Annotated in this window: 25 protein-coding genes and 1 tRNA gene; 17 read left to right on the top strand and 9 right to left on the bottom strand. The window is 31.2% G+C overall.

The annotated features are described in order from the left end of the window. The first annotated feature begins 196 nt into the window (after nucleotides 1-196). The 4 genes from ACEW8E_RS12895 to ACEW8E_RS12910 all read left to right on the top strand — a co-directional run bounded on the left by ACEW8E_RS12895 (nucleotide 197) and on the right by ACEW8E_RS12910 (nucleotide 4,846). A complete protein-coding gene (locus ACEW8E_RS12895) occupies nucleotides 197-2,443 on the top strand; it encodes a ribonuclease R family protein (RefSeq protein ID WP_373480755.1) in 2,247 nt (748 codons plus the stop codon). A gap of 127 nt (nucleotides 2,444-2,570) precedes the next feature. After that, nucleotides 2,571-3,311, top strand: a complete 741-nt coding sequence (locus ACEW8E_RS12900) for a DUF3153 domain-containing protein (protein WP_373480756.1) — start codon at nucleotides 2,571-2,573, stop codon at nucleotides 3,309-3,311. Between the two features lie 91 nt (nucleotides 3,312-3,402). After that, a tRNA-Pro gene (locus tag ACEW8E_RS12905) sits at nucleotides 3,403-3,476 on the top strand. A 371-nt stretch (nucleotides 3,477-3,847) separates the two neighbouring features. After that, nucleotides 3,848-4,846, top strand: a complete 999-nt coding sequence (locus ACEW8E_RS12910) for a hypothetical protein (RefSeq protein WP_373480757.1) — start codon at nucleotides 3,848-3,850, stop codon at nucleotides 4,844-4,846. 3 nt (nucleotides 4,847-4,849) lie between these two features. Here ACEW8E_RS12910 and ACEW8E_RS12915 read toward each other — a convergent pair whose 3' ends face one another. From ACEW8E_RS12915 to clpP, 3 genes are all read right to left on the bottom strand, one after another. Then, entirely contained in the window at nucleotides 4,850-5,692 is an 843-nt protein-coding gene (locus tag ACEW8E_RS12915) for a cell division protein FtsQ/DivIB (protein ID WP_373480758.1), read from the bottom strand. A 121-nt stretch (nucleotides 5,693-5,813) separates the two neighbouring features. After that, nucleotides 5,814-7,160 carry an ATP-dependent protease ATP-binding subunit ClpX gene (gene clpX / locus ACEW8E_RS12920; protein WP_373480759.1) on the bottom strand — a complete coding sequence of 449 codons (1,347 nt, stop codon included), beginning with the start codon at nucleotides 7,158-7,160 and terminating at the stop codon, nucleotides 5,814-5,816. 40 nt (nucleotides 7,161-7,200) lie between these two features. Then, on the bottom strand, nucleotides 7,201-7,917 hold the full coding sequence (gene clpP, locus ACEW8E_RS12925) for an ATP-dependent Clp endopeptidase proteolytic subunit ClpP (RefSeq protein WP_373480760.1): 717 nt from the start codon (nucleotides 7,915-7,917) through the stop codon (nucleotides 7,201-7,203). A gap of 208 nt (nucleotides 7,918-8,125) precedes the next feature. Between clpP and ACEW8E_RS12930 the strand changes: the two genes are divergently transcribed. Beyond that, nucleotides 8,126-9,049, top strand: coding sequence for a LysR family transcriptional regulator (locus ACEW8E_RS12930; protein WP_373480761.1), 924 nt, complete (start codon nucleotides 8,126-8,128; stop codon nucleotides 9,047-9,049). A gap of 243 nt (nucleotides 9,050-9,292) precedes the next feature. On the opposite strand, the gene ACEW8E_RS12935 is transcribed toward ACEW8E_RS12930, so the two are convergent. Further along, nucleotides 9,293-9,883, bottom strand: coding sequence for a Crp/Fnr family transcriptional regulator (locus tag ACEW8E_RS12935; protein ID WP_373480762.1), 591 nt, complete (start codon nucleotides 9,881-9,883; stop codon nucleotides 9,293-9,295). A gap of 111 nt (nucleotides 9,884-9,994) precedes the next feature. Here ACEW8E_RS12935 and ACEW8E_RS12940 point away from each other — a divergent pair, with 111 nt between their 5' ends. Together ACEW8E_RS12940 and ACEW8E_RS12945 are read left to right on the top strand one after the other, a co-directional pair. Next, nucleotides 9,995-10,390: a hypothetical protein gene (locus tag ACEW8E_RS12940; protein ID WP_373480763.1), complete on the top strand. Its 396-nt coding sequence runs from the start codon at nucleotides 9,995-9,997 to the stop codon at nucleotides 10,388-10,390. A 209-nt stretch (nucleotides 10,391-10,599) separates the two neighbouring features. Beyond that, nucleotides 10,600-10,935, top strand: a complete 336-nt coding sequence (locus ACEW8E_RS12945) for a hypothetical protein (protein ID WP_373480764.1) — start codon at nucleotides 10,600-10,602, stop codon at nucleotides 10,933-10,935. A gap of 75 nt (nucleotides 10,936-11,010) precedes the next feature. Here ACEW8E_RS12945 and ACEW8E_RS12950 read toward each other — a convergent pair whose 3' ends face one another. Further along, on the bottom strand, nucleotides 11,011-12,228 hold the full coding sequence (locus ACEW8E_RS12950; protein ID WP_373480765.1) for a DUF790 family protein: 1,218 nt from the start codon (nucleotides 12,226-12,228) through the stop codon (nucleotides 11,011-11,013). Nucleotides 12,229-12,325: 97 nt separating this feature from the next. Here ACEW8E_RS12950 and ACEW8E_RS12955 point away from each other — a divergent pair, with 97 nt between their 5' ends. The 8 genes from ACEW8E_RS12955 (at nucleotide 12,326) to ACEW8E_RS12990 (ending at nucleotide 18,419) form a co-directional block, all read left to right on the top strand. Continuing rightward, nucleotides 12,326-12,658: a DUF2605 domain-containing protein gene (locus ACEW8E_RS12955; protein ID WP_373480766.1), complete on the top strand. Its 333-nt coding sequence runs from the start codon at nucleotides 12,326-12,328 to the stop codon at nucleotides 12,656-12,658. A gap of 74 nt (nucleotides 12,659-12,732) precedes the next feature. After that, a complete protein-coding gene (locus tag ACEW8E_RS12960) occupies nucleotides 12,733-13,053 on the top strand; it encodes a DUF2973 domain-containing protein (protein ID WP_373480767.1) in 321 nt (106 codons plus the stop codon). A gap of 17 nt (nucleotides 13,054-13,070) precedes the next feature. Continuing rightward, the gene (gene deoC / locus ACEW8E_RS12965) at nucleotides 13,071-13,742 is read left to right on the top strand and encodes a deoxyribose-phosphate aldolase (RefSeq protein WP_373480768.1); all 672 of its coding nucleotides are present in this window, start codon (nucleotides 13,071-13,073) and stop codon (nucleotides 13,740-13,742) included. Nucleotides 13,743-13,763: 21 nt separating this feature from the next. Next, on the top strand, nucleotides 13,764-14,570 hold the full coding sequence (recO, locus tag ACEW8E_RS12970; RefSeq protein ID WP_373480769.1) for a DNA repair protein RecO: 807 nt from the start codon (nucleotides 13,764-13,766) through the stop codon (nucleotides 14,568-14,570). A 233-nt stretch (nucleotides 14,571-14,803) separates the two neighbouring features. Beyond that, nucleotides 14,804-16,174 (top strand): MFS transporter, encoded by a 1,371-nt coding sequence (locus tag ACEW8E_RS12975; protein WP_373480770.1) that lies wholly within the window; start codon nucleotides 14,804-14,806, stop codon nucleotides 16,172-16,174. 59 nt (nucleotides 16,175-16,233) lie between these two features. Continuing rightward, entirely contained in the window at nucleotides 16,234-16,701 is a 468-nt protein-coding gene (locus tag ACEW8E_RS12980; protein WP_373480771.1) for a DUF4168 domain-containing protein, read from the top strand. Between the two features lie 200 nt (nucleotides 16,702-16,901). Continuing rightward, nucleotides 16,902-17,597: an aldehyde oxygenase (deformylating) gene (locus ACEW8E_RS12985; protein WP_373480772.1), complete on the top strand. Its 696-nt coding sequence runs from the start codon at nucleotides 16,902-16,904 to the stop codon at nucleotides 17,595-17,597. Nucleotides 17,598-17,912: 315 nt separating this feature from the next. Further along, nucleotides 17,913-18,419, top strand: coding sequence for a hypothetical protein (locus ACEW8E_RS12990; RefSeq protein ID WP_373480773.1), 507 nt, complete (start codon nucleotides 17,913-17,915; stop codon nucleotides 18,417-18,419). Between the two features lie 54 nt (nucleotides 18,420-18,473). On the opposite strand, the gene ACEW8E_RS12995 is transcribed toward ACEW8E_RS12990, so the two are convergent. Next, a complete protein-coding gene (locus ACEW8E_RS12995; RefSeq protein ID WP_373480774.1) occupies nucleotides 18,474-21,428 on the bottom strand; it encodes a glycosyltransferase in 2,955 nt (984 codons plus the stop codon). Between the two features lie 109 nt (nucleotides 21,429-21,537). Between ACEW8E_RS12995 and ACEW8E_RS13000 the strand changes: the two genes are divergently transcribed. Then, a complete protein-coding gene (locus ACEW8E_RS13000) occupies nucleotides 21,538-22,206 on the top strand; it encodes a hypothetical protein (RefSeq protein WP_373480775.1) in 669 nt (222 codons plus the stop codon). A 16-nt stretch (nucleotides 22,207-22,222) separates the two neighbouring features. Next, nucleotides 22,223-23,605, top strand: coding sequence for a TldD/PmbA family protein (locus ACEW8E_RS13005; protein WP_373480776.1), 1,383 nt, complete (start codon nucleotides 22,223-22,225; stop codon nucleotides 23,603-23,605). Nucleotides 23,606-23,616: 11 nt separating this feature from the next. Here the strand turns inward: ACEW8E_RS13005 and cobJ are convergent, their stop codons facing one another. The 3 genes from cobJ to ACEW8E_RS13020 all read right to left on the bottom strand — a co-directional run bounded on the left by cobJ (nucleotide 23,617) and on the right by ACEW8E_RS13020 (nucleotide 26,536). Further along, complete coding sequence (cobJ, locus tag ACEW8E_RS13010; RefSeq protein WP_373480777.1) at nucleotides 23,617-25,623, bottom strand: precorrin-3B C(17)-methyltransferase; 2,007 nt, start codon at nucleotides 25,621-25,623, stop codon at nucleotides 23,617-23,619. A 157-nt stretch (nucleotides 25,624-25,780) separates the two neighbouring features. Beyond that, complete coding sequence (locus tag ACEW8E_RS13015) at nucleotides 25,781-26,221, bottom strand: FHA domain-containing protein (RefSeq protein ID WP_373480778.1); 441 nt, start codon at nucleotides 26,219-26,221, stop codon at nucleotides 25,781-25,783. A gap of 159 nt (nucleotides 26,222-26,380) precedes the next feature. Next, nucleotides 26,381-26,536 (bottom strand): hypothetical protein, encoded by a 156-nt coding sequence (locus ACEW8E_RS13020; protein WP_373480779.1) that lies wholly within the window; start codon nucleotides 26,534-26,536, stop codon nucleotides 26,381-26,383. Between the last annotated feature and the right edge of the window lie 199 nt (nucleotides 26,537-26,735).

A 26,735-nucleotide genomic window follows, 5' to 3' on the forward strand; every position in this document is an offset into this window, starting at 1 on the left:
CTCACGGCTAATCATTAGTTTTTCAGCGTTATAGATACTTAAATGTTTATAGCTTTATTTATTCTTGAATTTGCGGACAATACCAAGGGTTATTATTCTTAAACATCATCCCATGAGTATTTTTACTTCATGAGAAATCAATGGATTCAATTTGACTCAACAACATTATTTTAGACATTTGAAAGGATATTAGGAAATGGAATTTTCAATCGCTACAATACTTTCTCACTTAAGTGCTGATAAACTTGTACCGGGTAAAGTACTCGAAAAAAAACTAGGTTGTGAAGAACCTGAAGAACTCGAAAAACTACAAATTTCTCTCGATGTGTTAGAAAAAGTCGGCGTAGTTACTAAAGAGTTCGGAAAATACCGACGAGTAATGGAAGAAGATGTAGTAGAAGCAAAGTTACGTTGTTCGAGTAAAGGCTTCTGTTTTGCTATTCAAGATGAAGAAGACGCAGACGATATTTATATTCGAGAAAGTCATCTTAGTAATGCTTGGAATAGTGATCGAGTATTGGTTAAAATCATTAAAGAAGGAACTCGTCGTCGTTCTCCTGAAGGGGAAGTAAAACTAATTGTGGAAAGGGCAAATCCTTCGGTATTAGCTAGAGTGGTAGAAGAAAAAGGAGAGTATAATGCTGTACCTTTAGATGATCGTTTACTATTTGAGTTGAATTTAAAAAATAATGATGACTCTTTGATTGATGCGGTTAATCACTTAGTTCATGTTAACGTTCTTCGCTATCCTATCGGTCAAAATCCTCCTTTAGGTAAAGTTATCAGAGTTTTAGGTAGTGATGCGGAAGCGGCGGCGGATACCGATATTGTTTCTTCTAAACATGATTTACCTCAAGAATTTTCTGAACGAGTATTACAAAAAGCCTCTGTTATCAATGCTGAAATTACCGAAGCTGAAATTCAACAACGTTTAAATTTACGAGATTTATTAACTATTACTATTGAACAAGAAATTAGTAAAGACTTAAATTTATTCATCGAAAATGCTTTTACTCTCGACAAAACCGAAGATAATCATTGGCGTTTAGGTATTCATATTGTCGATGTCGCTCATTTTGTTGAACCTGAAACTCATTTAGATCGAGAAGCTCGTAAACGTGGTACTACAGTTCACCTAGGTGAAAAAATTATCCCCATGTTACCCGAAATTGTCCAAAATTATTGTACTCTCGTTCCTGATGTTGATCGCTTAACTATTTCTGTTTTTCTGATTTTTGACGAAAAAGGGCAAGTTATGGAATCTCAAATACAACCTTCCATTATTCGAGTAGATCATTCTTTGACGTATAAAGAAGTACAAAATATGATTGGTACAGGTAGTACTAAACCAGAATTAGAAACTACTTTAGAATTACTCAGTCATCTTTTCTTTGAATTAGCTCCCTTAGTTAAAGCTCAAAGATTACAAAGAGGCGGTTTTGATATTACTTTAGATCAAATCACTTCTTATTTTAAAGATGAAGGACGTATTGGCGCTATTGCTTCTTATGCTAGTTTACCCGTATTATCTTTGATGACAGAATTAATGGTTTTAGTGGGGAAAGTAGTTGCTCAACACTTAAAAGAATTACAATTACCTAGTATTTATTGTACTCAAGCTAAACCAGATTGGGATGAATTAGAAGATTTATTAAAACTGGTAGCTAATTTAAAACTGGATTTTCACTTAGAATCTGAAGATGAATTACAATCTGTGGACTATTATCATCTTATTCAAGAATTTGGTAAATCTGACTATGAAAAAGTCCTTCATTATCTCCTTTTAAACTCCCTCAAATCTGATAAATATACTCAACATCCTTCTTCTCATTTCGGCTTGGCTTTACCTATTTATACTCATTGTGTTTCACCCGGACAACGCTATGTTGATTTACAAATACAACGCATTTTAAAAGCCTTATTTCAATATGGGCGCGATCGCCGTCATAGTCGAGTTAGTAAAGGCATTGATTTACGCAGTAGTACTTGTTATGGTGAAATTAACTGGAATGTTTTACCCCCTGCAATTCAAACTTATTTAGAAGGTGATTTACATTCTTTAATAACCCATCTCAACGAAAGAGAAAAAATTGCACAAGATGCGGAATCTGATTTGGCGGGATTAAAAAAAGCCGAAAAAATGAAAGATTGTACGGGAAAAGTTTTTAGTGGTTTAATCACTGGAGTACAATCCTATGGTTTTTTTGTACAAATTGAAGATTCTTTAGTAGAAGGATTAGTCCATGTTAGCTCATTAAAAGATGATTGGTATGAATATCGTTCACGACATACTTGTTTAGTGGGGCGAAAAAATCGTACAGCTTATCGTCTTGGTGATACAGTAGAAGTGGAAGTTAAAAGCGTTGATTATTACCGCCAACAAATTGATTTAGTTACCGTCAGAGGCGGAAGTGATGCCGTTGATGAAGATTTTGAAGACTAAAAATAATTAGGAATAGGGAATAAGGATAAATTTATTTCTAAAATTTGAATAAATTACTTATTCTCCATTACTTAAAAACTTTCTTTTATTAAATAATTTATTTCAGTATATTAATTCAACAAAAATCATGAAAAAATTAATATTATTTCTCTGTTTAATAATTACTTTGACAGGCTGTGTTCGTTATGATGTCGAGGTTAAATTTCCTCAAGCCAACAGTGGTACAATGATTCAACATATTAAATTAGGGGAAGAATTAACCAGTTTTAGCGATGGTGAAGGTAATGCTTGGTTAAATAACCTTCAGAATAAAGCCATTCAATTACAAGGAAAAACTAAGCGTATCTCTAGGGAAGAATTAGTAGTAACTATTCCTTTTCATAATGGTGAAGAATTAGTAGATAAATTTAATCAATTTTTTGTGCCTCAACTTAGTAAAAAATCTCAAAAAAATCTCGCTAAAAATAACTCTAGTAATTTACTCGAATTAGAAGCGAAAATGTCTATTAAACAAAATAATTTACTTTTATTAGAGAGAAATACTCTTCATTTTAATGCTGATTTAAGTCCTTTAGGAGTTATCTCTAATGACGGTACAATTATTATTTCTTCGGGAGATTTAATCGATTTAAGAATACAATTTAATTTTCCTTGGGGTGCGAAATTAATCAATAATAACGAGTTTCCTAAATGGGAAAAAACCCCTAATAATCAATATAGTATTCAATTAGAAGCAGGACAAATTAATGATCTTACTGCTATTTTTTGGCTTCCTAATTATGTTGGTTTAGGTACAATGGCTATTACTTTATTTATCTTATTAGGTTATTTCTTAAAGTATAAAAAATTGCCTTTAATTAATTTATAAAGTTGATTCATTAATTTTATAACACCCGAAAAAAATTATTAGTAACTCTATAAAAGATTGCTCAAAGTATGTTATGATTTAAAGTCATTAACGGGATGTAGCGCAGCTTGGTAGCGCACTTCGTTCGGGACGAAGAAGTCGCAAGTTCAAATCTTGTCATCCCGATTCCTCTCTAATGCTTATTGTGACTTGTTTATAGCATTATTTTGCCGAATAAAAGTCTGTCTATAATTCATTTTTTAGCCTAAAAACTCTTTCTGACTCTGTTTAACTTTTTGCAAAAATGTTCGATTCCGAAGGAAATGACTCATCTATTTTTGTAACTAGATATGCCTTTAGCATCTTAAATCCCTTACAGCATAGTCTGTTTAACTTCATTGTCTTCCCCTCATATCTACTACCTAAAACTTCCCTTAACTTAACATTTTAATTGGTACGTCACGTCAGTTATATAAATTAAGTTGTCTTTTTTTATATTCTGTGTAATACTGAAGTTAATTTTAACATATTAATTATTGTCACTGAGAAGTTTAGTCATGGATACAAATCTTAAAGATAGAAATGTAAAACAAGTTAGTGCCGAATCATGGTATAGTCGCCCTTTATGGGGGAATCAATCTTTTTTAGCATGGTTTCAATCTCTTTTTGCTAGTAAACAAGAAATTCCTGAAACTACTCAAGCTATTTATCGTGATTGTCTCAATTCTCTGAAAAATATCTCTACTATGGCGAAAGCTATAGATGATAATAAATTTAACAGTGGAGAATTTGTCAAATTTTTAATGATAAATCGTCAGTTTGAGCAAAATATTGGTGCTTATGAAGGTTTAAAAGATAGTATTGATTTATTAAAAATAGCTTTAGAAACCAAAGAAAGTTTTTTAAAGATTGAAGCTACCGAAACCCGTTATCGTAGCTATGCACAACAGGAATTTTATGAGTATGTCCTAGATCTGTTACAAAAAAAATATGATGCAATACAATTTAAGGAATTAATTGAAAGGAAATTAACAGATATTATTCCTCAAATCAAAAGTGATGAAGGAAAAACAGCAATACAAGCCTATGTTAATTCTTTAGAAATTGTGGCTAAAAATAACTTAGGATTAAAATTACTTTATTTATTTAAGCAATATGATTTGAGTAATTTTGCCTTATTGCGTACCGTAGGTGACATTGCAGATACTTTTTATGATAAGAATTTAGATAGTATCAAAGAATTTATGGTAATGGTACAGGTAAATGCCGATGTTTTCTTGAAATTAGGACAAATTATTGAAGTTCCAACTCCTAAGAATAACCCAGAAACCTATGCTTTAATGTTACAGTATATTGCTTTAAAAAATAGACACGGCAAATCCTATGATCAATTTCAATCATTATTAGGATTATTGAGAGAGTGGGAAAAATTTTATAATCCTTTGATTGCTATTCGCCAAGAATATCCCCCTGAAGAATTTAAACAACCGATTCTTTTTGGGGATGATATACCCGGATTAGCTATTTATGGTAAATATGAAAGTATGGTAAATTAATTTTCAGGAATCTTTTTTTACCTCTTTAGGAGGTTTTTTTTCTTTAATAGAGGGGATTTCTACATCGGTTAAATCAATATAAATAATTCTTTCACGAGGGATTTTTGTGGTAATCGATTTTAATTTTTCTAATGCCATTAATTGTTGAGGAAATTTTGAGTTATAAGCACCAATATGAACTTTACCCAATTCAGTGGTTAAAATTAAATTTGTGGGATTCTGCCAATCTATTTCTGTTATTTTTACATTAGATTGACTGATTAAATCGTATAAATTTTGCCAATAAGATAAATAAATTTGTGGTGTACCGAGAACTTTTAAGGAAGGAAGTTGATCTGACTTTTTTTGTAACTGTTTATAAACTTCATTGTCAACAAAAATCCCGTCTTTATCAACATAACCGATTCTTTTTAGTTCTAGTTTTTTTGTTTTTGGAGATACCACCGAAGCTAAAGCGATGGCTACTGGTTTTTTTTCTGTTACTCTAATAGTCAGACTAGGAGGGAATAATTCTCTGGTAACGACAATATTAGCGAGGGGTACTTTTTTTTGTAAATTTTCCGTTAATTGAGAAGTAGATAATTTTAATAGAGATTGAGGGTATTGCAGAGGAATTAAGCTCCGAAGTTCGTCATCGGTAAGTAAATCATTGCCTTGTAAGTTAATTTGCTGACTGTCTCGAATTACCCAATGAGGTAAAGTTAAAACCCAAAAAACTCCCGCCGTCAGAGATAAAATCATTAAACTACGATTGAAAGAAACGAAATTTTCCCATCTCTGTTTACTTTTAATTTTATCACGACGAGACTTTAGGTTAGTAGTAGAAATAACAGTATTAGAACTCATTTCTTAATAATTAGGGGTTACTGAATAAAGTATTCTGGTGAGGTTAGGTATCGGGTATTAGGTTAAAGAATTTACAAAAAATTTATGTTTATTCATTTTCTTATTTTCCTTCTTTTCTGAATTAAGCTGATTCTGATTTGGGTAAAGGAGAAGGAAGAACTAATAATTCAGCAGTACTGCGTTTTTCTACCATTTCTTTGGTGATTATACAATGTTGAACATCTTGTCGAGAAGGTAATTCATACATCACATCTAACATGATTTCTTCCACAATACCTCTTAATGCCCTTGCTCCAGTTTTACGTCTGTAGGCTTCTTGAGCGATCGCACGAATAGCATCAGGTTCAAAGTCTAAAGTAACATTATCCATGCCGATTAATTTTTGAAATTGTTTAACTAAAGCATTCCGAGGTTGAGTAAGAATAGAAATCAAAGTTTCTTCATTTAAAGAATCTAACACAGCGACAACGGGTAAACGTCCAGCGAATTCAGGAATTAAACCAAAACGGACTAAATCATCAGGCTGTAATTGACGAGCTGCTTCAGATACTCTTTGTTCTTTTGAGATGGCATCGGGGGCAATTTCAAAACCGAGAACTTTTTTCTCTTTATTTTGTTCGATAATTTTATCTAAACCCACAAAAGCGCCGCCGCAGATAAATAAAATTTTGCTCGTATCGATAGTGATACAGTCTTGATAAGGATGTTTTCTACCACCTTGGGGGGGGACATTTGCTACTGTACCTTCTAACATTTTTAATAAGGCTTGTTGTACTCCTTCTCCTGAAACATCTCTGGTAATGGAAGGATTTTCACTTTTACGGGCAATTTTATCAATTTCGTCAATATAAATAATACCTCGCTGGGCTTGTTCTAAATCTAAATTAGCGACTTGTAATAAACGTAATAATATATTTTCCACATCTTCCCCAACATAACCTGCTTCGGTTAGAGTGGTAGCATCAGCGATCGCAAAAGGTACGTCAAGAATTTTTGCTAAAGTTTGTGCTAATAGGGTTTTACCTGAACCAGTAGGACCTATCAATAGAATATTTGACTTTTGTAACTCTATAGAGTCATCGTTATTAACTTGATTTTGTTCAGAATCTTCGGAAACCGTTAAACGTTTGTAATGATTATAAACAGCAACAGACAATACTTTTTTAGCGTCATCTTGTCCTATTACATATTGATCAAGACGTTGTTTAATTTCTCTAGGTTTAGGTAATTTATTGAAAGAGAGAGGTTTATAGTTAGTTGCACCACTTTTAGAAGATTTATTATTCCCATGGATGAGAGAGTTATGATTTTTCGGAGGGGAAGGCATTAATTCTTCTTCTAAAATTTCGTTGCAAAGTTCGACACATTCATCGCAAATATAAACACCGGGTCCGGCGATTAATTTGCGTACTTGTTCTTGGGATTTCCCACAAAAAGAACATTTTAAATGAGAGTCATATTTAGCCATAAGATTAAGATTGAGAAATAAAATTGGTAAAAATAGATAATTAGAAAAATTCGCTTACATCTATTGATTTACGGCTTAGGGGAAGATCGATGCCGTCTCGAATGATCACTTCATCAATAAGTCCATAATCTTTAGCTTCGGTAGAAGACATATAAAAATCTCTTTCGGTATCTTCACTAATTTTTTCAATGGGTTGATTAGTATGATCTGCTAGTAATTGATTTAATTTTTGTTTGATATAAAGAATTTCTTTGGCTTGAATTTCAATTTCACTAGCTTGCCCTTGGGCACCACCGAGGGGTTGATGTATCATGAACCTAGAATTAGGTAAACCTAAGCGTTTTCCTTTTGCACCACCAGAGAGTAAAAATGCTCCCATACTAGCTGCAATACCATAACAGATTGTAGAAACATCTGGTTGAATATGTTGCATGGTGTCATAAATTGCTAAACCAGAATAAACTGAACCGCCGGGGGAATTGATATATATATAAATATCTTTATTTGGATCTTCTGCTTCTAAATATAATAGTTGAGCTACGATAGAATCTGCTAATTTATCGTCAATAGCAGTGCCTAAAAAAATAATTCTTTCTCTCAACAAACGAGAATAAACGTCAAAAACTTTTTCTCCCATACCTGTAGATTCCACTACCATTGGTACAGAATTGTTGATCATATTCACTTCCTGCACGGAATATAAATTAGGTTGATAACTATTGTGGAATAAAATTTGAGATGATTGTGATTCTAGCATAGCTTTTTAACCGTTACAGTAAGACCCGATTTAGTTTTTACATTATTTCATTATACTTAAATCTTGCCACTACGACATCGGCAATGATAATTGACTGTTTATCGTGGATAATTCCTATTTATTTGGTATGAATAGTTACAGAATATTTTTTTGAAAAATCTATAGGCTAATAGGTTATGTGCAGAAATAAGGAAAATTGATAATATCTATGAGAATTGAACAAATCAAGGCTTTTCTAGCGGTAAGTGAAACGGGAAGTTTTGGACAAGCGGCTAAATTATGCAACGTAACACAATCAACGATTAGTCGTCAAGTTCAAGGTTTGGAAAATCATTTAAAAACGACTTTATTTCATCGTCAAGCACAAGCTAAATTAACCGTTAGCGGCGAAAAACTTTTACCTCATGCTAGGCGTATTTGTCAGGAGTGGGAAAAAGTCGAGGAAAAAATCCAAGATTTGTTAGGGGGAAAACAACCAGAGTTATGTGTAGCAGCAATTCATTCTGTTTGTGCTTATTATTTACCGCCAATTTTACAGACTTTTTGTCAATGTCATCCTCATGTACAATTAAGAATAACTGCTTTAGGTAGCGATCGCACTCTTAAAGTATTACGAGATGGTTTAGTAGATATAGCCATCGTAATGAATAATAAATATTTGACATCCACATCGGAAATGATTGTCAAACATCTATACTATGAGCCTATTAAAGTAATGGTATCAAATAATCATCCTTTGGCAACACAAAAAAGCGTGACTATTTCCGAATTAGCAAAATATTCTCAAGTAATTTTTAAAGATGGTTATGGAATGCAAAGAATAGTTCAAGATGTATTTGCTAGTTACGGATTTGGGTTAGAAGTAGCGATGGAGTTAAATACTTTAGATGCTTTTCGGGGAGTAATTCGCCAAGGAAATTTGATTGCATTACTTCCTGAATTAGCTTTACAGGAATCAAAATCTGATTCTTCCTTAGCAATTATCCCTATCAATATGGAATCAATCAATCCCCTTGAAAATCAATTAACCAGAGAAGTAGTTTTAATTACAACAAAGGATCGTTTTGAAATTCCTACGGTGCGAGATTTTTTTAATTTGGTATATGAATACGGGGAAAAAAATAATGACTAATTGTAGTTATGATCTTAAAATTTTATCAAGTAAATAAATATCAAATCAATGATTATTTTCAATTTCTCATCTGAAAAAATAAATCTAATTTTTTCTTTAAAATGTTGCTAAAAATATTTTTATTTGTTATAATAGAAGTAACAAACAAAGCCACCTTTTCTTGACCCGTTGCGGTCGGGGGAGGGGTGGCTTGTGCTTATTTTTTTTCTTAAAATGCCATCAAGAATTAAAAAAAAATGCTAATTAATGCAATAATAAATGACGAGTATGATCAAGAGAAACTAATCCTTGTTTTTGTAAATCTCCTAATATTCGAGTAACAGTAACTCTAGTTGTACCGATAGCGTTGGCTAAATTTTGATGGGTAAATCTAACTTTAATTCTAGTAAAAGATTCTTGTTTTTCACCAATTTCTTTCGCTAAAAGCTTGAGTAATTTGAGTAATCTATCTTCTACTTTTTTTAATCCCGCAATAGCTAGTAATTCTTCAGTTTGTCGAAGACGTTTGGCTATTTGAGAAAGAATTTTATGGGCTAGAAGAGGATTTTTGTCAATTTCTTCTAAAGAGTACCATTTTAAATAAACATCAGAAAGGGTTTTAGCTTGAAAAGTATCTACTGAAGTTAACCAAAGACCAAAAAAATTATCGGATTGTACCCATCCTAACAGAGTTTCTTCTCCTTGAGGATTAAATTTAAGTAATTGTACTACTCCACGATTAACCTCCCAAATACCTTGAGAAACTAAGGGTATTTCTTCTCCTCGCTCATAAAAATGTAACCTTCTTTCAGTGGGAGAAATAGTTAAATGATGAGAAGGGTAGCTAAGTAGCATAGAATTTATGGTAGTTGAAAATACATTGATTTAAACAATAGATTATCTTGTAAAAGTTAAGAAAAGGTAATGATAAGTTTAAGTTTTATTTTTTAATGTCATGAAAAGATTATGAATAAGAATATTGAGAGTGAATTAGTTACCCCAAAAGAGATACAAAAGTTATATCAATTAACTATTTATGGGCGATGGATATTAGTTTGTTTATCGTGGATTTTGATTCTTCCTTGGGGATTGTGGGAATTAAGGGAAACTATTTCTTTATGTCAAGAATATTGTACTTGGTCAGGGATACGTTTAGGTTTAGAATTTAATCCTTGGGCGGCTTTAGGGTTAAGTTTTTGTATTGTTTTTACTACTTCTGTTTTAGTGTGGCAAAGTAGTTATATTTTACGGGGAGATTTTTCTGAGAAACAAAAATATTACCTAACTCAAAAAGTTACTCAAATTCGTCAAAAGGGTAAAAAATATTGGCTTTATTCTTTTGTTTGTGAGGATAACAATTGACAAAGTATCAAAGACAAAAGGCAACAAAGATTATTACTTATTTTTATTAATTTTAAATTATATAGTAGTTAAATGCTTTAATATTTATAGTAATTTAGGAGTTAATAAAGCATAAAGATAGTATGTAAAAGCTAAGTACTAATAAAAAATGTTAAGTTAATAAGTATTGATAATAATTAGTTTATGGATATTTTATCCAAGGAGATAATATGAAATTACCGTTAAAAGTTTTATCTATTTGTAGTTTAATTGCGCTGAATACTTTGGGATTATATCCTAATAATAACCAAGTTTTAGCACAATTTCGAGGACAAGATTCTCAAGAATTTTTTGATCGTGGAAATCAGTTAATGGAGCAAAAAATACAAGAAATTCAACAACAAAATACTCCCAAAATCGACATTAATAAAGAAGAAAAAGAGCCTCCTTTAGAAGTAAAAAACCCTGATAAAACATCAACAGAAGAAGTGCCTGATATTGATTTAAAATTAGATAATAACGTACCAGAATCTCCCGTAGAAGAAATTAAAATTGAGCAAAATTAATAACTAATAATTTAGCTTTTGTTAAGAGGAAAAGTTGAAGTTAATCAAGAGAATAGGTAATTGATTTAATAGTGTTTAATTTTCAATTATTGCTAAAATTTCTTTAGGAGATAATTTATTTTTAAACCACAGTAATCGATGAGGTAAATCACTGAAATTGACTCCAGCTTTCTCTAAATTTAAACGCTCACAAACAGCTAAAATTAAGTTATCCATTTCTGCGTGACTTACTTGGTAAAATTTTTTCTGTAAGTATTTAGGATGCCAAAAGCCAATAATTTCTAAAACAAATTCTCGCCCATCAGGATGCACTAAACGAAAATCAGGAATCATAACTCCTCCGGGTAAAGGGATTAAATTTACTTCTCTTTCTAAACGCCAAGGAGTTTTTAATTTTTCCCAATTTTTGGCAAAGGATTCTTCTAATAAACTGTCGTAACTTTTATTATTAGCATAATGACTAACTAAACCACATTCATGATTAAGGTTAAAATAAAGGTTTTTTTCACCATTACTATAACTATCTTTCATTTTCAACTTTGCTTCTAAATTCCACTTGCTAACGTGTAATAAAGCAGGTATCATTTTTGCTAAGGATAGACCATAACGAGTACTAGCTTTAAATAAACTGGTAGGGCCATCGATAGTAATAGTAAAACCAGTGTCAGCATCACCTTCAATATAAGCAATTAATTGAAATAATTTTAAGTAACGAAATAATAATTTATATTCCCCCGGATCATTGCGATAAGCATTAATGATAATATTAGTAGCACGATAAAAAAGTCCTTGCACTTGAGATAAATTGTAACGATGGATTAAAGTTTCAGGGGTGGGAGGATCAAATTCTGTTAAGATGCGATTTTCCTGTAAATCTGCATATAATCCTTGTTCAATTTCACTGGGTAACACTTCTTTGTTTAATTCATTAGTCAATATATCGGCGATGGTTTCTAAAGTATGATGACGATGATCAGGTATTGTAGCTTTTTGAGCGGCTAGAGTAAATACTTTCTCTCGTAACATAGAAGGATTTATAGGGCTTACGATAGTAAACTGGGCGAAATGATTTTTGAGTAAATGAGCTAAACCACGTTTTATTCGGTATTCTGGGCTATCACCTTCTAATTGTTGTAATTTTTCGTCTAATTCCCCTTGAGTTTTTCCTAAATAATCTTGAAAACAATATATTTGTTCTGAGGCTAAATCGATGATATGAGGTTGTAAAGGTAATTTTTTCGGAATAATAGTTGCCCCACTATAACGATAAATCAATAAATCAGTTTTGAGCATGATGTGATAAAAAACAAATGAGAATAATGTAAATTATTGTAAAGTTAGTTAAGATAACAACTAGAATAGTAAAATAAATAAATCAATAATTATCAAAATGAATCCTTCTGAATCCACAGAAAAAGAAATTTTAAAAAAAGTATTGACACCTTTATTAGAAGACTTTGACTACTGGTTTTCTCGATCTTCATCGTTATTAGAATCTCAAAAAATGGGATTTTTGTCGGTGGATGAGCAAGAAAACTTATTACAGAGAATAAAAAACGCTCAAGAGGAAGTAAAAACTAGCATTATGCTGTTTAAAATTACTGATTCTCAAGTGGGAGTGGAGACAAAAATACTATTCTCTTGGCATCAATTAGTGTCGGAATGTTGGCAAATTGCCCGAAAATGGCGTTTGGAAAATACACAGTTAACCACAGAAAGTTAATAGTTAAACAAGTCTATTTAATAATATTTTGTTTTTGTAATTTTATTTATCTTTTATTTCTAGGGAGCTTTTCAATGTTACATTTAGTTTATATTTTAGCTTTTACCGTTATCGCTTTTTTTGCCATTAGTAATTTAATTCGTAGTTTAATTACCATTAGTGGTGAAACTCAACGTGGTTCATGGACAGATACGCCTAGAGGTAGTAACTCAAAAACATCTTATAGAGCAACTTATCAACCTACTCACCCAGAATTATTCGATTCTCAAGGTAAGCCCATTAATGAACCTTTACTCGTAATTCGTTCTGTATCAGTAGAAGATGCACGTCAAAGATTAGATTCTATATATGAATCTTCCCCTAGTCAAACTAGACAAACAGAAGAAGACGTTTAAATATTAATTATCAAAAAATGACAATTTCACCTACCGATATTGATATAACTCATTATATAGATCATTCATTGCTTAATCCCACTGCAACCACAAAAGAAGTAGAAGAATGTTGTCATCAAGCCATTCAATATAATTTTCCGGGGGTGTGTGTTTATCCGAGTCATGTTAAACCTGCCGCAGAATTACTTTATAATCATAAAACAAATGTTGTTACAGTTATAGGTTTTCCCACAGGAGCGACAACTACAGCTTGTAAATTATATGAAGCTCAAGAAGCAAAAGAAAATGGAGCGGTAGAGTTAGATGTGGTGATAAACTTAGGATGGTTAAAAGAAGGTAAATCCGAGAAAGTTTATCAGGAAATAGCTTCTATTTGTGATGAAACAGGATTAGTGGTTAAGGCTATTTTAGAAACCACTCGTTTAACGGATACGGAAAAAAGAATTGCCGCCGAAATTTGTATGGATGCAGGAGTAGCTTTTTTGAAAACAAGTACTGGTTGGTTTGGTGGTGCAACAGTAGAAGATGTGAAACTATTACATGATATTACCAAAGGAAAAATCCAAATTAAAGCCTCTGGTGGTATTCGTGATTTACAAACTGCCATCGCCTTAATTAATGCTGGAGCGACTAGATTGGGTACATCTCAAGGCTTAGAGTTAATTAAACAACAAAAAAGTTATGAATAATTTTGCCTACTGAGTTATTCTATGACATCTACTTATCAAACAACGGGAATTATTGTTAAAAAACAAGGTTTTGCGGAAAATGATCTTTTAATCACATTTCTTTCTCCTGAATATGGTTTAATTCGTGCCATCGCTCCCAATGCAAAAAAACATCAATCGAAATTAAGAGGTAAAACAGAATTATTTGTAGTTAATAACTTTTTAGTAACGAAAGGGCGTAATCTTGATCGTATCAGAGAAATTGAAACTCAAGAATCCTATTCAAAACTAAGACAAACTATCGAGAAAATAAGTGTTAGTCAATATTTAGCAGAATTAATTGTCAATTTAGCTATGACTCAACAACCACAAGCAGAATTATATGCTTTATTTAACGAACATTTGCGACGTATTGAACAATTATCCGTGAAAGATAGTTTATTTCCTTATATAGCTCAAGCTGTATTTCATTTTTTAGCAGTAACAGGAATTGCACCAGAGGTTTATTCTTGTATTGAGACTCAACAAAATATTGTGCCAAACTTTGAGCAAAAAAGCTGGAAAGTGGGATTTAGTTTTAAAAATGGCGGTTTAATAACAATTAATAGCGAGTTAAACCCTATTATCATCAAAAATCAACTTAATGCGGTAGAATTAGCCTTATTACAAAGTTTAGGCAGTAAAAATTTATTACCTATTCATGAAATAATCCCTCATATGTATTCTGATTCTGTGATTGAAAATAGTTGGATTCGAGTAGAAAGAATACTAAAAGATTATATTGAGTTTTATTTAGGTCATGCGCTAAAATCAGCAGAGATTATTACAGATATTTTAATTGCATTTTAACCCAAATAACCTATGATATTTTAAGGTATCATAAAAATATAAAAACTAATTTTATATGACCATAAATTAAAAAAAATCTATGACTTAAAAGGCTTTTAAAATAAGATTAATATCTATAAAAATAGTTAATAAATAAATAATTATCAATAAAAAAATTAAGTATCTTTAGAGATTATTAGGAAAAATTTTAAACCGTTACTTAATCTATTATGAATAATAAAAATTAAATCAAAATGCAAGTTTCTAAAACGGAAAAAGAAGAAAAATCTTCCCTAGAAGCTCTCAATTTTAAGGAGATACAATCATCTATTAATCAAGAAGAATCTAGTACAGGATTTATGAATGTATTGCAAAATACAAGTTTTTTGATACTTTGGTTAGGACAAGTTTTTTCTCAATTAGCAGACAAAATTTATCTAGTTTTAATTATTGCTATTATTAGTAGTAATTTTCAGGCTTCAGGAGAAAGTATTAGCGGTTGGGTTTCTTTAGTGATGATTGCTTTTACTATCCCTGCAGTATTATTTGGTTCATTGGCGGGGGTATATGTAGATCGTTGGTCAAAAAAAGTTGTTTTAGTGGTGTCTAATTTATTGAGGGGAATACTGGTTTTAATGATTCCTTTTTGTTTATCTATAAATAACATTGAAAAAGGTTTTTTTACACTTCCTAGAGCATTTTGGTTATTATTATTAATAACTTTTTTAGTATCAACTCTAACACAATTTTTTGCTCCAGCAGAACAAGCTACCATACCTTTAATTGTTAAGAAAAAAGATTTATTAGCAGCTAATTCTGTTTATACAACGACGATGATGGCAATGTTAATTATTGGTTTTGCTATCGGAGATCCTTTATTAGTATTAGTTGGTAAGTGGGGTAAAATTGCTTCTTTTAATTATGGACAAGAATTGTTAGTTGGTGTTTCTTATGGTTTAGCTGGTTTAATTTTAATTATCTTAAATACTCAAGAAAAAAATCGACAGAAACAAACTAAAGAAAATCATCCTTTTGAAGATATAAAAGAAGGATTAAGATACCTAAACGAAAATCATCGAGTACGCAACGCCTTATTTCAGCTAGTAATTTTGTTCTCTATTTTTGCCGCTTTAGCCGTATTAGCAGTTCGTTTAGCGGAAACCATTCCAGGAATGGAAGCCTCTCAATTTGGTTATCTTCTCGCCGCTACGGGGTTAGGTATTGCCATTGGTGCTACTATAGTAACTCATCAAGGAAAAATAACCGCCCATGCTAAACTTAGTTTTTGGGGCTCCATGGGGATGGCAGGTGCTTTAAGTGGTTTATCGGTGGCTACTAATAATCTAATTTTAGCTTTAACCATGACCATCATTTTAGGTATTTTTGCCGCTTTTGTGGGTGTACCAATGCAAACTACCATTCAAGCAGAAACTCCCCCTCAAATGCGGGGAAAAGTGTTTGGCTTACAGAATAATGCGGTTAATATTGCTTTATCTTTACCGTTAGCTTTAGCTGGGGTGGCTGAAACTTATTTCGGTTTACGAATAGTTTTAATTATTTTAGCTTTATTAGCAGTATTTGCCAGTGCTTTAACTTCTTTAATTACTTCTAAATATGGGAACTAATTAACCCCAAATTACTTCATACTAAATTATAGGTACTTATTGTTATTTGTTATTAAAATATGTTCACTAATCATTATAGTTTTCACCTTCACAAAACAAGTTATCAAATACTGATTATTTTTAGTCTGGCTATTACTGCTTTAACTACAGGAATAACCCCAGAAATAAATTTCAGCACTCAAACTATTAGTATTAATAGTGAAGTTAAAGCACAAACTCCTACAGATGCTATCTTAAAAAAATACGCTGATGCAGCCATAGAAATTGAAAGTTTACGAAAAACTACTTTTGACAATATTGAAAATATCTTAGGTAAATCAAAACCAAATACTTTGAATTGTCACCAAGAAGAAAGTTTTAACCAATTACCTGAAAATGCTCGTAGTTTAGCCATAAATTATTGTCAACAATCAGAAGGCATCGTCAAAAAACATGGTTTAACCATTAATCAATTTAATCAAATTCATCAACAAGTTAGACAAAATAATGAAGTGAAACAAAGATTACAGGTAATTATGAAAAATTAGTTTCTCTGTTGTTTGATTATCAGATTTGCAGAAAATATCAGTAAAAGTAATCAAATTAACTATTCATTGTGAGAGAAAAACCGATAAGATAGTTAACAATGATAATAAAATGAGTCATCATCTTGTTCTTATCAAATACGACCTTTGAAGTCGTGAAGTTCAGATTTACTCAAGTAAACGAAACAGGAGATTTTAAATTTATGACTATCGTTGCCGAATTACCTACCCTTGACTTCAACAGTGACATCTATAAAGATGCTTATAGTCGTATTAATGCTATTGTCATTGAAGGAGAACAAGAAGCCTATGATAATTATATCGACATTGCCGAAATGATTCCCTCCGATAAAGAGGAATTAATTCGTCTTGCTAAAATGGAATTTCGCCATAAAAAAGGTTTTGAATCTTGTGGCAAAAATTTGAGTGTGACTCCGGATATGGAATTTGCCCAAAAATATTTTGCTCAATTACATGGAAATTTCCAAAAAGCCAAAGCGGAAGGTAAAGTTGTTACTTGTTTATTAATTCAATCTTTAATCATTGAAGCCTTTGCTATTGCTGCTTATAACATTTATATTCCCGTTGCTGATCCTTTTGCTCGTAAAATTACTGAAGGAGTAGTTAAAGACGAATATTTACACCTTAACTATGGTGAAGAATGGTTAAAAGGACATTTTGAAGAATCTAAGGAAGAATTACAAATAGCTAACGCTGAAAATTTACCTATTATCTGGAAAATGCTTAACGAAGTAGAGAAAGATGCTAAGGAATTAGGTATGCCTAAAGAAGAGTTAGTCGAAGATTTTATGATTAGTTATGGAGAAGCCTTAGCTAATATCGGTTTTTCTACTCGGGATATTATGAAAATGTCTTCTTATGGTTTAAGAGGCGTATAAATCAATAAAGGCATAGTACGCTAAGTCACTAATAAGTAATAAGTAATAGTAAAAAAGTGTTAATTTGAGCTTAAAATAATTAAGGGTTGTTTTATTTTACTGATAAAAACACATCATAATATTTCCGTTCATAAAAATTGTTTTTCATAGAATAAAAAGATAGTAAATAATCTGATCAAATGTTGAAAATATAAGTATAAATGCTTAACTTTATCTCTTAATTTAACTTAACAAAAAACCTTAAAAATACTTAACAGAAAAAGAGAAAATAGTAAGTTATGGTAAATAGTATGGGTATTAAGAGGTACTGATATTATGAATACTATTTCACGTTTCGATCATAAAGAACAAAAAGACATTAATTGGTCTGCTATTATATTATTTGCATTAGGATTTTGGGTTAGTGGCAGTTTATTACTAGATTTTGTCTTAATTCCAGCCTTTTCAGCTACGGGAATGATGACAGAAAGTGGTTTTGCTAGTGCTGGATTTGTTATTTTTGGTGCGTTTAATCGCATTGAATTAATTTGTGCATCTTTAGTTTTAACTTGTGCGTTTGTATTTTCTTTTAATCATAATTATGACGTAAAAAAACAGTCTTTATTTGTTATTTTTTCTAGTTTATTATTCTTAATAGGTTTAGCTTATACTTATCTATTCATTCCCCATTTAAGTGCATGGGGATTATGTTTAAATCAATTTAATACTGTTGAAACAATGCCGTCAGCAATGATTTCATGGCATAAAGGTTACTGGATTTTAGAAACTTTAAAGTATGGTTTAGCAATTACTTTGTTGCGTTGGAGTTATCAATATAAATAATAAATTTAATTTGATGCTAGGGGTTAATAATTAACCCTTTTTTTGTGTCTATGGTTAAAATAAAAGTGAATGTTGTTGATAACGATTATCGTTGAAAATTTGATAGTCTGATTTAAACTCATTTATACCTAAATTTTGGGCAATCTTTTCATGAGAATTACTGATTTGTTTTGTTAATTTTTGAGTTTGAAATAACTGCCAGAAAAGAGAGTATTTATCTTCAATATATTCTAGTTTTTGATAACTTTCACTAATTTTTTTAATTCCCTCACCAAATGGTAGATAAGGAGATTGAGGAGAATTTTTTTCTAAAAATAAGATGAGTTGATAAGCGAAATCAAAGTCAGTACTGTTATTATTTAAAAAAGTTTTACGATAATTTAGGCAGTATAATAATAATTTTTCTACCCTTGAAATATCTTTATTTTCAAAAGCGTATTTTATTCCTCCTAAACTGCGATAAAGATACCATGCTTTTATATCTTCAATTTCAGCTAGTGGGCTTTGAGTAGTACGATTATCGGGATAATTCCAAAAAATTCCTAAGACATTTTCCACTAATTCACAGTTAATATGAGGTAATACTCTATTTTTAAACTCTGTATCTCCAGCGCCTCGAAAAGTCTCATCATAAAACCCAAAACGCTGATGCAAGTCATGGCGATATAAACCACCAACATAGGTTAAATAACAGGTGTCAAGGTAAACCAAATTTTGACTAAAATTACGGCGGTTATAAGTCATAACATCTTCTTGCCAGTTACCTTTGTTGTCAACTTCCGTCACCAAACTATGACCAATAACCCAATCTAAGTTATGATTTTGATCAAGTTTATCTGCTAAAATTTCTAAACCATCGGCGGTTATCATTTCATCTACCCCTAAAAAAGTGAGATAAGGAGATTGTGACAGTAAAATTCCTCGATTCCATGCACTTTGGATAGTTTCTCTTTGCTCACTTCTAGCGTAAACTATCGGTAAATTTAAAGTGGGTAAAAGTTGTTGAAAAACTTGGTATTCTTGTTGGGGTGAACCACTATCGATTAAGATGATTTCAGCTTCTTGTTTTTGGAAGATTGTTTGTTGAGCTAAAATTGACAAAAAATATCCTAGTTTACTTTCAGCATTATATAACGAAATGATCACAGAAACTCGATAATTTTTTTTGTGACGATAATCTTTAATAAATTCGTAGGATTTTTCCTGATAGTTAAGCAGATTTTGATAGTTATTTGATAAGTATTCATAAGTTAATTCATAAGAATTTTTAGCAGGAGAATAAAGTAAGTTTAAAAATGAAGATTCTTTAATGAAATTATGATTAATGAGAGTCTTTGAGATATTTTCGAGTTGTTGAAATTTATCTTGATTAAGAAGGCGAATAATTCTGATTTCATAAGTAGCCGATAATAAATGATTTCCTCTAATTTTTTCTAATCTTGAGATTTGTTGCCAAATTTTTAGACGATTTATATAATAACCAGTTTTAAGTTTATTAATTTTTTCTTCTGCTGATAATTTAAGAGGATGACTTAAATTTTTTAGTTGATTAATTTTCTTGTCAATTTCATTAGCTGAGGTTTCGGGTAGTTGAAAAACTCTATCATATTCGGAAGGAAAAAAGACACTTTTTATTAATTGATTAGTAACAATATTTTTTTGCTGATAAAGTTTACTTTTAACTTCTTCTAATTGATTTTTTCCTTGATTAAGCAAAGGAGTGACTATTTTTTTAGTTAGATGGATAAGTTGTTGTTTTCCCCAACACTGCTTTATTTGACAATGATTAATTAATTTTTCATACCACTGATTAATTTTTTCTCTGGTTTCTAATTCAAAATGATTCTGTTGTTTATAAATATCAGTTAATGTTAATTCTTCTTTGTTGAGATGAGAAGAAAAAGACATAATTTTTTCCTCTAAATCAAGACGATAGTTATGATAATTACTTAAAAGTTTAATAATTTCAGGTAAGGAAGAGTAAAAGTTATCGACATCGAGTTTAATAAAAGGTATCTCAGGAAAATTATCTTCTAAAAAACGACAAACTCCTGCTTTTTTACTAATTATAGTGGGGCAACCAGCAAATAATGACTCTAAAGCGACTAAATTTAAAGTATCAAATCGAGAAGGTAAAAAAGTTATAGAATTAAGTGCAAATTTTTCTTGTAATGCGTAGCGAGGCACAGGTGGTAATATATTTATTTGACGAAAATGGAAGGCTAACATTTGTTGTAAATAAAATTCTCCTGTTTTTCCATCTAAGGTTTGAGGATTACTGCCAATAATATTAGCTTCACTATAGAGATTTTTTGGTAAAAACTTGACTAAGTTAACAAAAATATCGACTCCTTTTCCTTTCTCTTTTCTACCAATAAAATTTAAAATTGGTTTTACTGTTGATGGTTGATAATTTACTGTGGGAGTTAAATTAAGAAAATATAAAGGATGGTAATAATAGTTAGAAAAATTATCTTTTTTTTGCCACCACTCTAAATAATTTTTACTAATACCATAACGAATATCAGCTATTTTGTATTGTAAATTTTCGACAAATTCTAAATTATTAATATAGTCTCTATTTATCACCCAATCATGATGTAAACTTTGAGAAACAATACCATGAAGAGAAATAACAATTTTTTGGAATTTTACTTGATGATAACTCAAAGCAGAGGCTAAAAAAAGTCCATATTGCTCATAATCAGGATAGTCAATTATATCAAAATTTAACCCTTTTACCGAATAACTAATATTACTAGCGATTAAAAAAGGGCGATAAATTTTTTCTAGGGATAACTTAGTAGATAAATCTTTTAAATCTGACTTAATATATTGTTGCTTATAAGGTATAACTCTAGCGTTTTTCGCCCTAAAATTGTTAACTTTTTCCTCTACTATTAAATAGTAAAATTCTATATCAAAATTTGTTTCAATAAGACGGCGATAAAATGTTTGCCCTCCGCCAATTTTAGAGAATAAGTCGAATTCAGCGATTAAAACTTTCATAATTAATTTATAAAAAAGATGAGATAGTTAATATGATTAAGATTATAATTTTTATGGATAATTTACTTTAACAATATAATTTTTTAAATATTAATTTTTGTACTTAATAATGATTAATCAAGACAATATTTTAATCTTAGTCTGTAATGGTGCTGAATATCAAAGGGTGAAAAAAGGATTATTAAATAATCAGTTACTTGACAAAATTATTCTTTTACCCATAGGTATTGAAGGTGTTAATCAATTTCTAAAATCTCAACATTTACCACAATCTTCGATTATTTTAATCGGTTTAGGTGGTAGTTTATCTTCTAGTTATAAAGTTGGAGAAGTTTTAATTTATGAAAGTTGTAGCTATTTGCATAAAAATGGTAAATTAGATACTAAATATTGTGATTATGATTTAACTAATTATCTTAAAAATAAATTAAATGTTTCTTTAGCAAAGGGTTTAACTACAGATAATTTAATTCATTCTTCTACAGAAAAATTAGCTTTAAATAAATTATCTAACTGTGATATTGTAGATATGGAAACTTATGCTGTTATGAGTTATTTTCAGTCAGTATCAATCATTAGAATTATTAGTGACAATTATAATGATAATTTACCAGATTTAAATGGTGCAATTAATTCAGAAGGAAAACTAGATATTCTTAAAATGACTATGGCTTTTCTAAAAGAACCAATTAAAGCGCTAAAATTAATTAAAAACGCTCTTATCAGTTTAAAAACCTTAGAAAAAATCAGTCAACAATTAACAATTATTAATTCCTAATTATTTATTCTTAAAAATGCAAGACTACAGCAATCAACTGTCAGATTTAATCAAGATTTATCGTAATCGTGTGGATTTTTTAAGTATCAGATTAGAGAAAGCCGAAGGTAGTAATATTGTTTTGCGAAATAATCAAACAGAAACTTTAAGCGAAGGAATCTCTCTGGGAGGGCAAGTTAGGGCTTGTTTTAAAGGTGGTTGGGGTTTTTCTACTTTCAATGATTTGACTCAAATAGCCGCAAGGATTGAAGATGCCATCCATTCCGCTTTGTTAGTGGGAGAGGATGAAACGATTTTAGCCCCTGTTTCCCCTATACAAATAACCTGTCAGTTACCATTAACAGGCTCTAATCCTCGTCTAATTCCTCTTTTTGACAAAAAACAACTATGTCATCACTATAATAGTATTTTAGCCCAATATAACGAAAAAGTTACTACTTCAACCGTCAGTTACAGAGATAGTCAGCAAACAGTTTTACTAGCGACCTCAGAAGGTAGTATGATTGAACAATCATGGATAGACTGTGAAATGAGGTTTAGCGCCACAGGGAAAAATGGTGAATCCGTGCAAACGGGTAGAGAAACTACAGGCACAAGACGAGGTTATGAAGATTTAACTAATTTAGATATACAAGTAGAAAGTGCTGCCAAACGGGGAATTAATGCCTTAACTTTACCGTCAGTAAAAGGTGGTACTTATGAAGTAGTAATAGATCCTATTTTAACAGGTTTATTTGTACATGAAGCCTTTGGGCATTTATCCGAAGCAGATATGGCATATGAAAACCCTGATTTATTAGAAGTTATGACGATGGGGCGCAAATTTGGAGGAGAATTTTTACAAATTTTTGACGGTGCAATGCCTGAAGGACACCGAGGGAGTTATTATTATGATGATGAAGGTACACCTGCTACTACTACGCAGTTAATTAAAGACGGTGTTTTAGTGGGGCGTTTACATTCCCGTGAAACTGCTGGAAAATTGAGTGAAAAACCCACTGGTAACGCAAGATGTTTAAACTATCATTATCCCCCTATTGTCAGAATGACGAATACTTGGATTGCTAGGGGAAAAACTCCTGTGGAGGATTTATTTACCAATATTAAAGAAGGAGTTTATGCCGCTAACTGGTTGGGAGGTATGACTAACGGTGAAATGTTTACTTTTAGTGCGGGAGAAGCATGGATGATTCGTGATGGTAAGATTGCTGAACCTGTCAAGAATGTTACTTTGTCTGGTAATGTGTTTAAAACTTTAGCTAACATTCAAGCTGTTGGGGATGATTTTTATTGGGATGAATCTGGCGGTTGTGGTAAAGGTGGGCAAAGTGGTTTACCTGTAGGTTGTGGTGGCCCTAGTTTACGAATTAATAATGTAGTTGTTGGAGGAGAGTTATAGATAATGAATAATTAATTTTTTAAATATCCCCTAGGAGTAATCAATAAATCATGGTAACGTTTAGTACTACTGTTACCTATCATAATCGTAGTTATCATATCAATGGGATGATTCAGCATTTCTGCGAGGGTGGTGATAATAATATTTTCGTCATCTCTTGTAACTGAACGTGCGATGGCTACGGGGGTGTTAGGATTACGATGTTGTAAAAAAATAGCTTGAGTTGAGATAATTTGCTCAGTGCGAGACAAAGAGCGAGGATTATAAATAGCCGTGATAAAATCAGCAGAGGCGGCAGCGATGATTCGTTTTTCAATAACATCCCAAGGTGTTAATAAATCACTGAGGCTGATAGCGCAAAAGTCATGCATTAAAGGTGAGCCAATTTTTGCGGCTACACTTTGTAAGGCTGTTATGCCAGAAATCACTTCTACTAATGGTTGTTTACCATTCCAGCTCTGATTTTGCAAAATTTCTAAAACTAATCCTGCCATGCCGTAAATACCGCAATCTCCTGATGAAATTACTGCTACTTTCAACCCCCATTTTGCCAACTCAATCGCTCTTTCTGCTCTTTGTACTTCTTGAGTAATTTTAGATTTTTCAATAATTTGTTCAGGACGTAATAAACTTTTAATCAAGTCAATATACAAACCATAACCAATGATTATATCTGCTTCTCTTAAGGCAGTTTTCGCCGCTGAAGTAAGATATTCAATACTCCCTGGCCCTGTACCAATAAGATATAATTTACCATCATGAGGATTATATTCTAACATTGATTGGGCGATCGCCACAGTAACTGCACCGTTTTTTCCTTCCTCACGGATAATTTGTTTAGGTACAATTAAATTAGGAGATTTTAGTTGATTTTCTGGTAAATTAGGAGATAAAGCCGCTTTTAAAGCGGAAGCCTCCGCAACACTAGGTGTACCGACTTCTTTCTTAACAATACTCGATGGATTGAGTACAGAAATTTCCTTTAATTCTTCACTGTTAAAGGTTTTTAGGGGTAAATGCCATTTATCAGCTAAGGCTAAAATACCGACTTCATCACTTTTGATATTGATAGTAGCGAAAGAGGCGATGGCTTTTAATTCTAAATTATACTCATGAAAAACTTTTGTCACCGCAGATTCAATTAAAGAAGGAGAAGTATCTCTTTCACAACCAATTCCCACCCATAAAACTCTGGGATGCCAACTTATACAAGGAATATTGACATCAGGAGTTTTTTTTGCACCAATATAAACCATTGCGTTGATAGAAGAATTATTTATTATTGTCTCTTTTTCTTCTGTTGATAAAGGAAGATTATTTTTTGGTTTTTGATTTAAGAAAGGGGAGGAAAAATTATCTAAATTATTATTATCAATTTTTGTGTTATTTTCAAAAATAAAACTATGAGAGGAAGGTAAAGAATTTTGCCACCAATTTAAACCAACATCTTGTTTAATTAAAGTAATTTGATTACGAGCAATATTAGCACTAACTTGTGTCCAATCACCATGGCCTTTTTCCCAACCAAATATATAACCAAAAGTATCAATAGGAGGTAAATTAAGATTAAAAGAAGCACTGGTAATTATGGGTTTTGCTTCTAGTTGATGGGCAATTAATTCAGTTAATTTATCCCCATGAGCTTGATGTCCGCCTAATAAACTGATAACATATTTAGTATGAGGATCAATAACTATAATAGCAGGATCTTGTTCTTTATTGGTTAGTAAAGGAGAGATTAAACGCACCACAGCCCCCAGAGTTAAACAAAAGATAATTCCCTGAGAATCCTCCCAAATATTAGCTAAATGTTTTGCTAAAGAAGTATGATAATATTGATATAAGTTATTTTCTTTTTTTTCTGAGGATAAAATAGAGTTTTGGAAATTATTATTTAGCTTTTCAGGCAACCATAAAACCCCATCAGTAATTTTAACTAAAGATTCAATTTTTAAAGCATTTTCTTCCGTAATAGTAATAAAATTAAGTGGTTGATAATCAGTAAAAATTTTAGACATTCTAATAATATAGTATAAGACTGAACAAAAAAAAGAGAGAATATAACAATCCTAAATAGTTAGTGATAAATAAAATAATATTCAGAAATTATTATAATATTTAGTAAAATTATGACTGAAATTATTAGTAAATAAAAAAGCTAGAAAAAAAGAGTTATCAATTATCTTCCCATTCACTACCCATCATAGCAGGATCTATTAATGTAATATCAAAGGGGTCATCAGGGGGTAAAGAGGGAAAAATATCTCTGGGACAATGTTGATATATGATAAATATTTGAGGGCCAAAAATAACTTTATCACCATTTTTAAGTTGTTGATTATTAACTTTTCGGCCATTAACAAGAATACCATTGGCGCTAAAAATTTTATGTCCATCGCCATCTAAAATTTCATAATAAGTATAACCTTGATCATCAAATTGTCGGATTATAGTAGCATGGTATCGAGAAACAAAAGGAGAATGAATCCTAATATCAGATTGTTGCGCTCTACCGATAGAATATTTACTTTTTCTAAGCAAAATTTCCCGTCTGCCTGTATCATCTTCGACGACTAAAATATGAGCTTTGTGAGGTTGTGCTGAATTATGTGGCATTCTTAACGCTTAAGTAAAGATGAGAATAAATAAAAAGTTTTAATAAAGTTAATGAGTTTTCTTTTAGTTTAAGAAAAATACTTAAGTACGGAATAATTATATTTCTGATGGGTATTTTTTTTCACTTTTATTTTTGATGGATAAAAATGGTTTAACCTGCTAGTAACTTTCTAGTAACTTTTGAAAACGACGAAATTGGGATTTTAATAATAAAGAATTAGTAACAACAATAATGGAACTTAATGCCATTAAAGCACCAGAAGTAGCAGGATTTAATAGCAAGTGAAAAGAAGGAAGTAAAAACCCCCCCGCCAAAGGTATGGCTATAAGATTATAACTTAATGCCCAAAAAAGATTCTGTTGAATTTTTGTGAGGGCTTTTAACAGTTAACAAAAAGTTACTTAAATCTTCTTAAACTTACTCATTTTTTGAGCTAGACTAGAACAATGAGTAAACTATCTATTTCTGAAGCCGCAAAACTAAAAGGTGTTAGTACATCTACACTGAGAAGGT

This window comes from Geminocystis sp. (genome assembly GCF_041753295.1).
Lineage (GTDB): Bacteria > Cyanobacteriota > Cyanobacteriia > Cyanobacteriales > Cyanobacteriaceae > Geminocystis.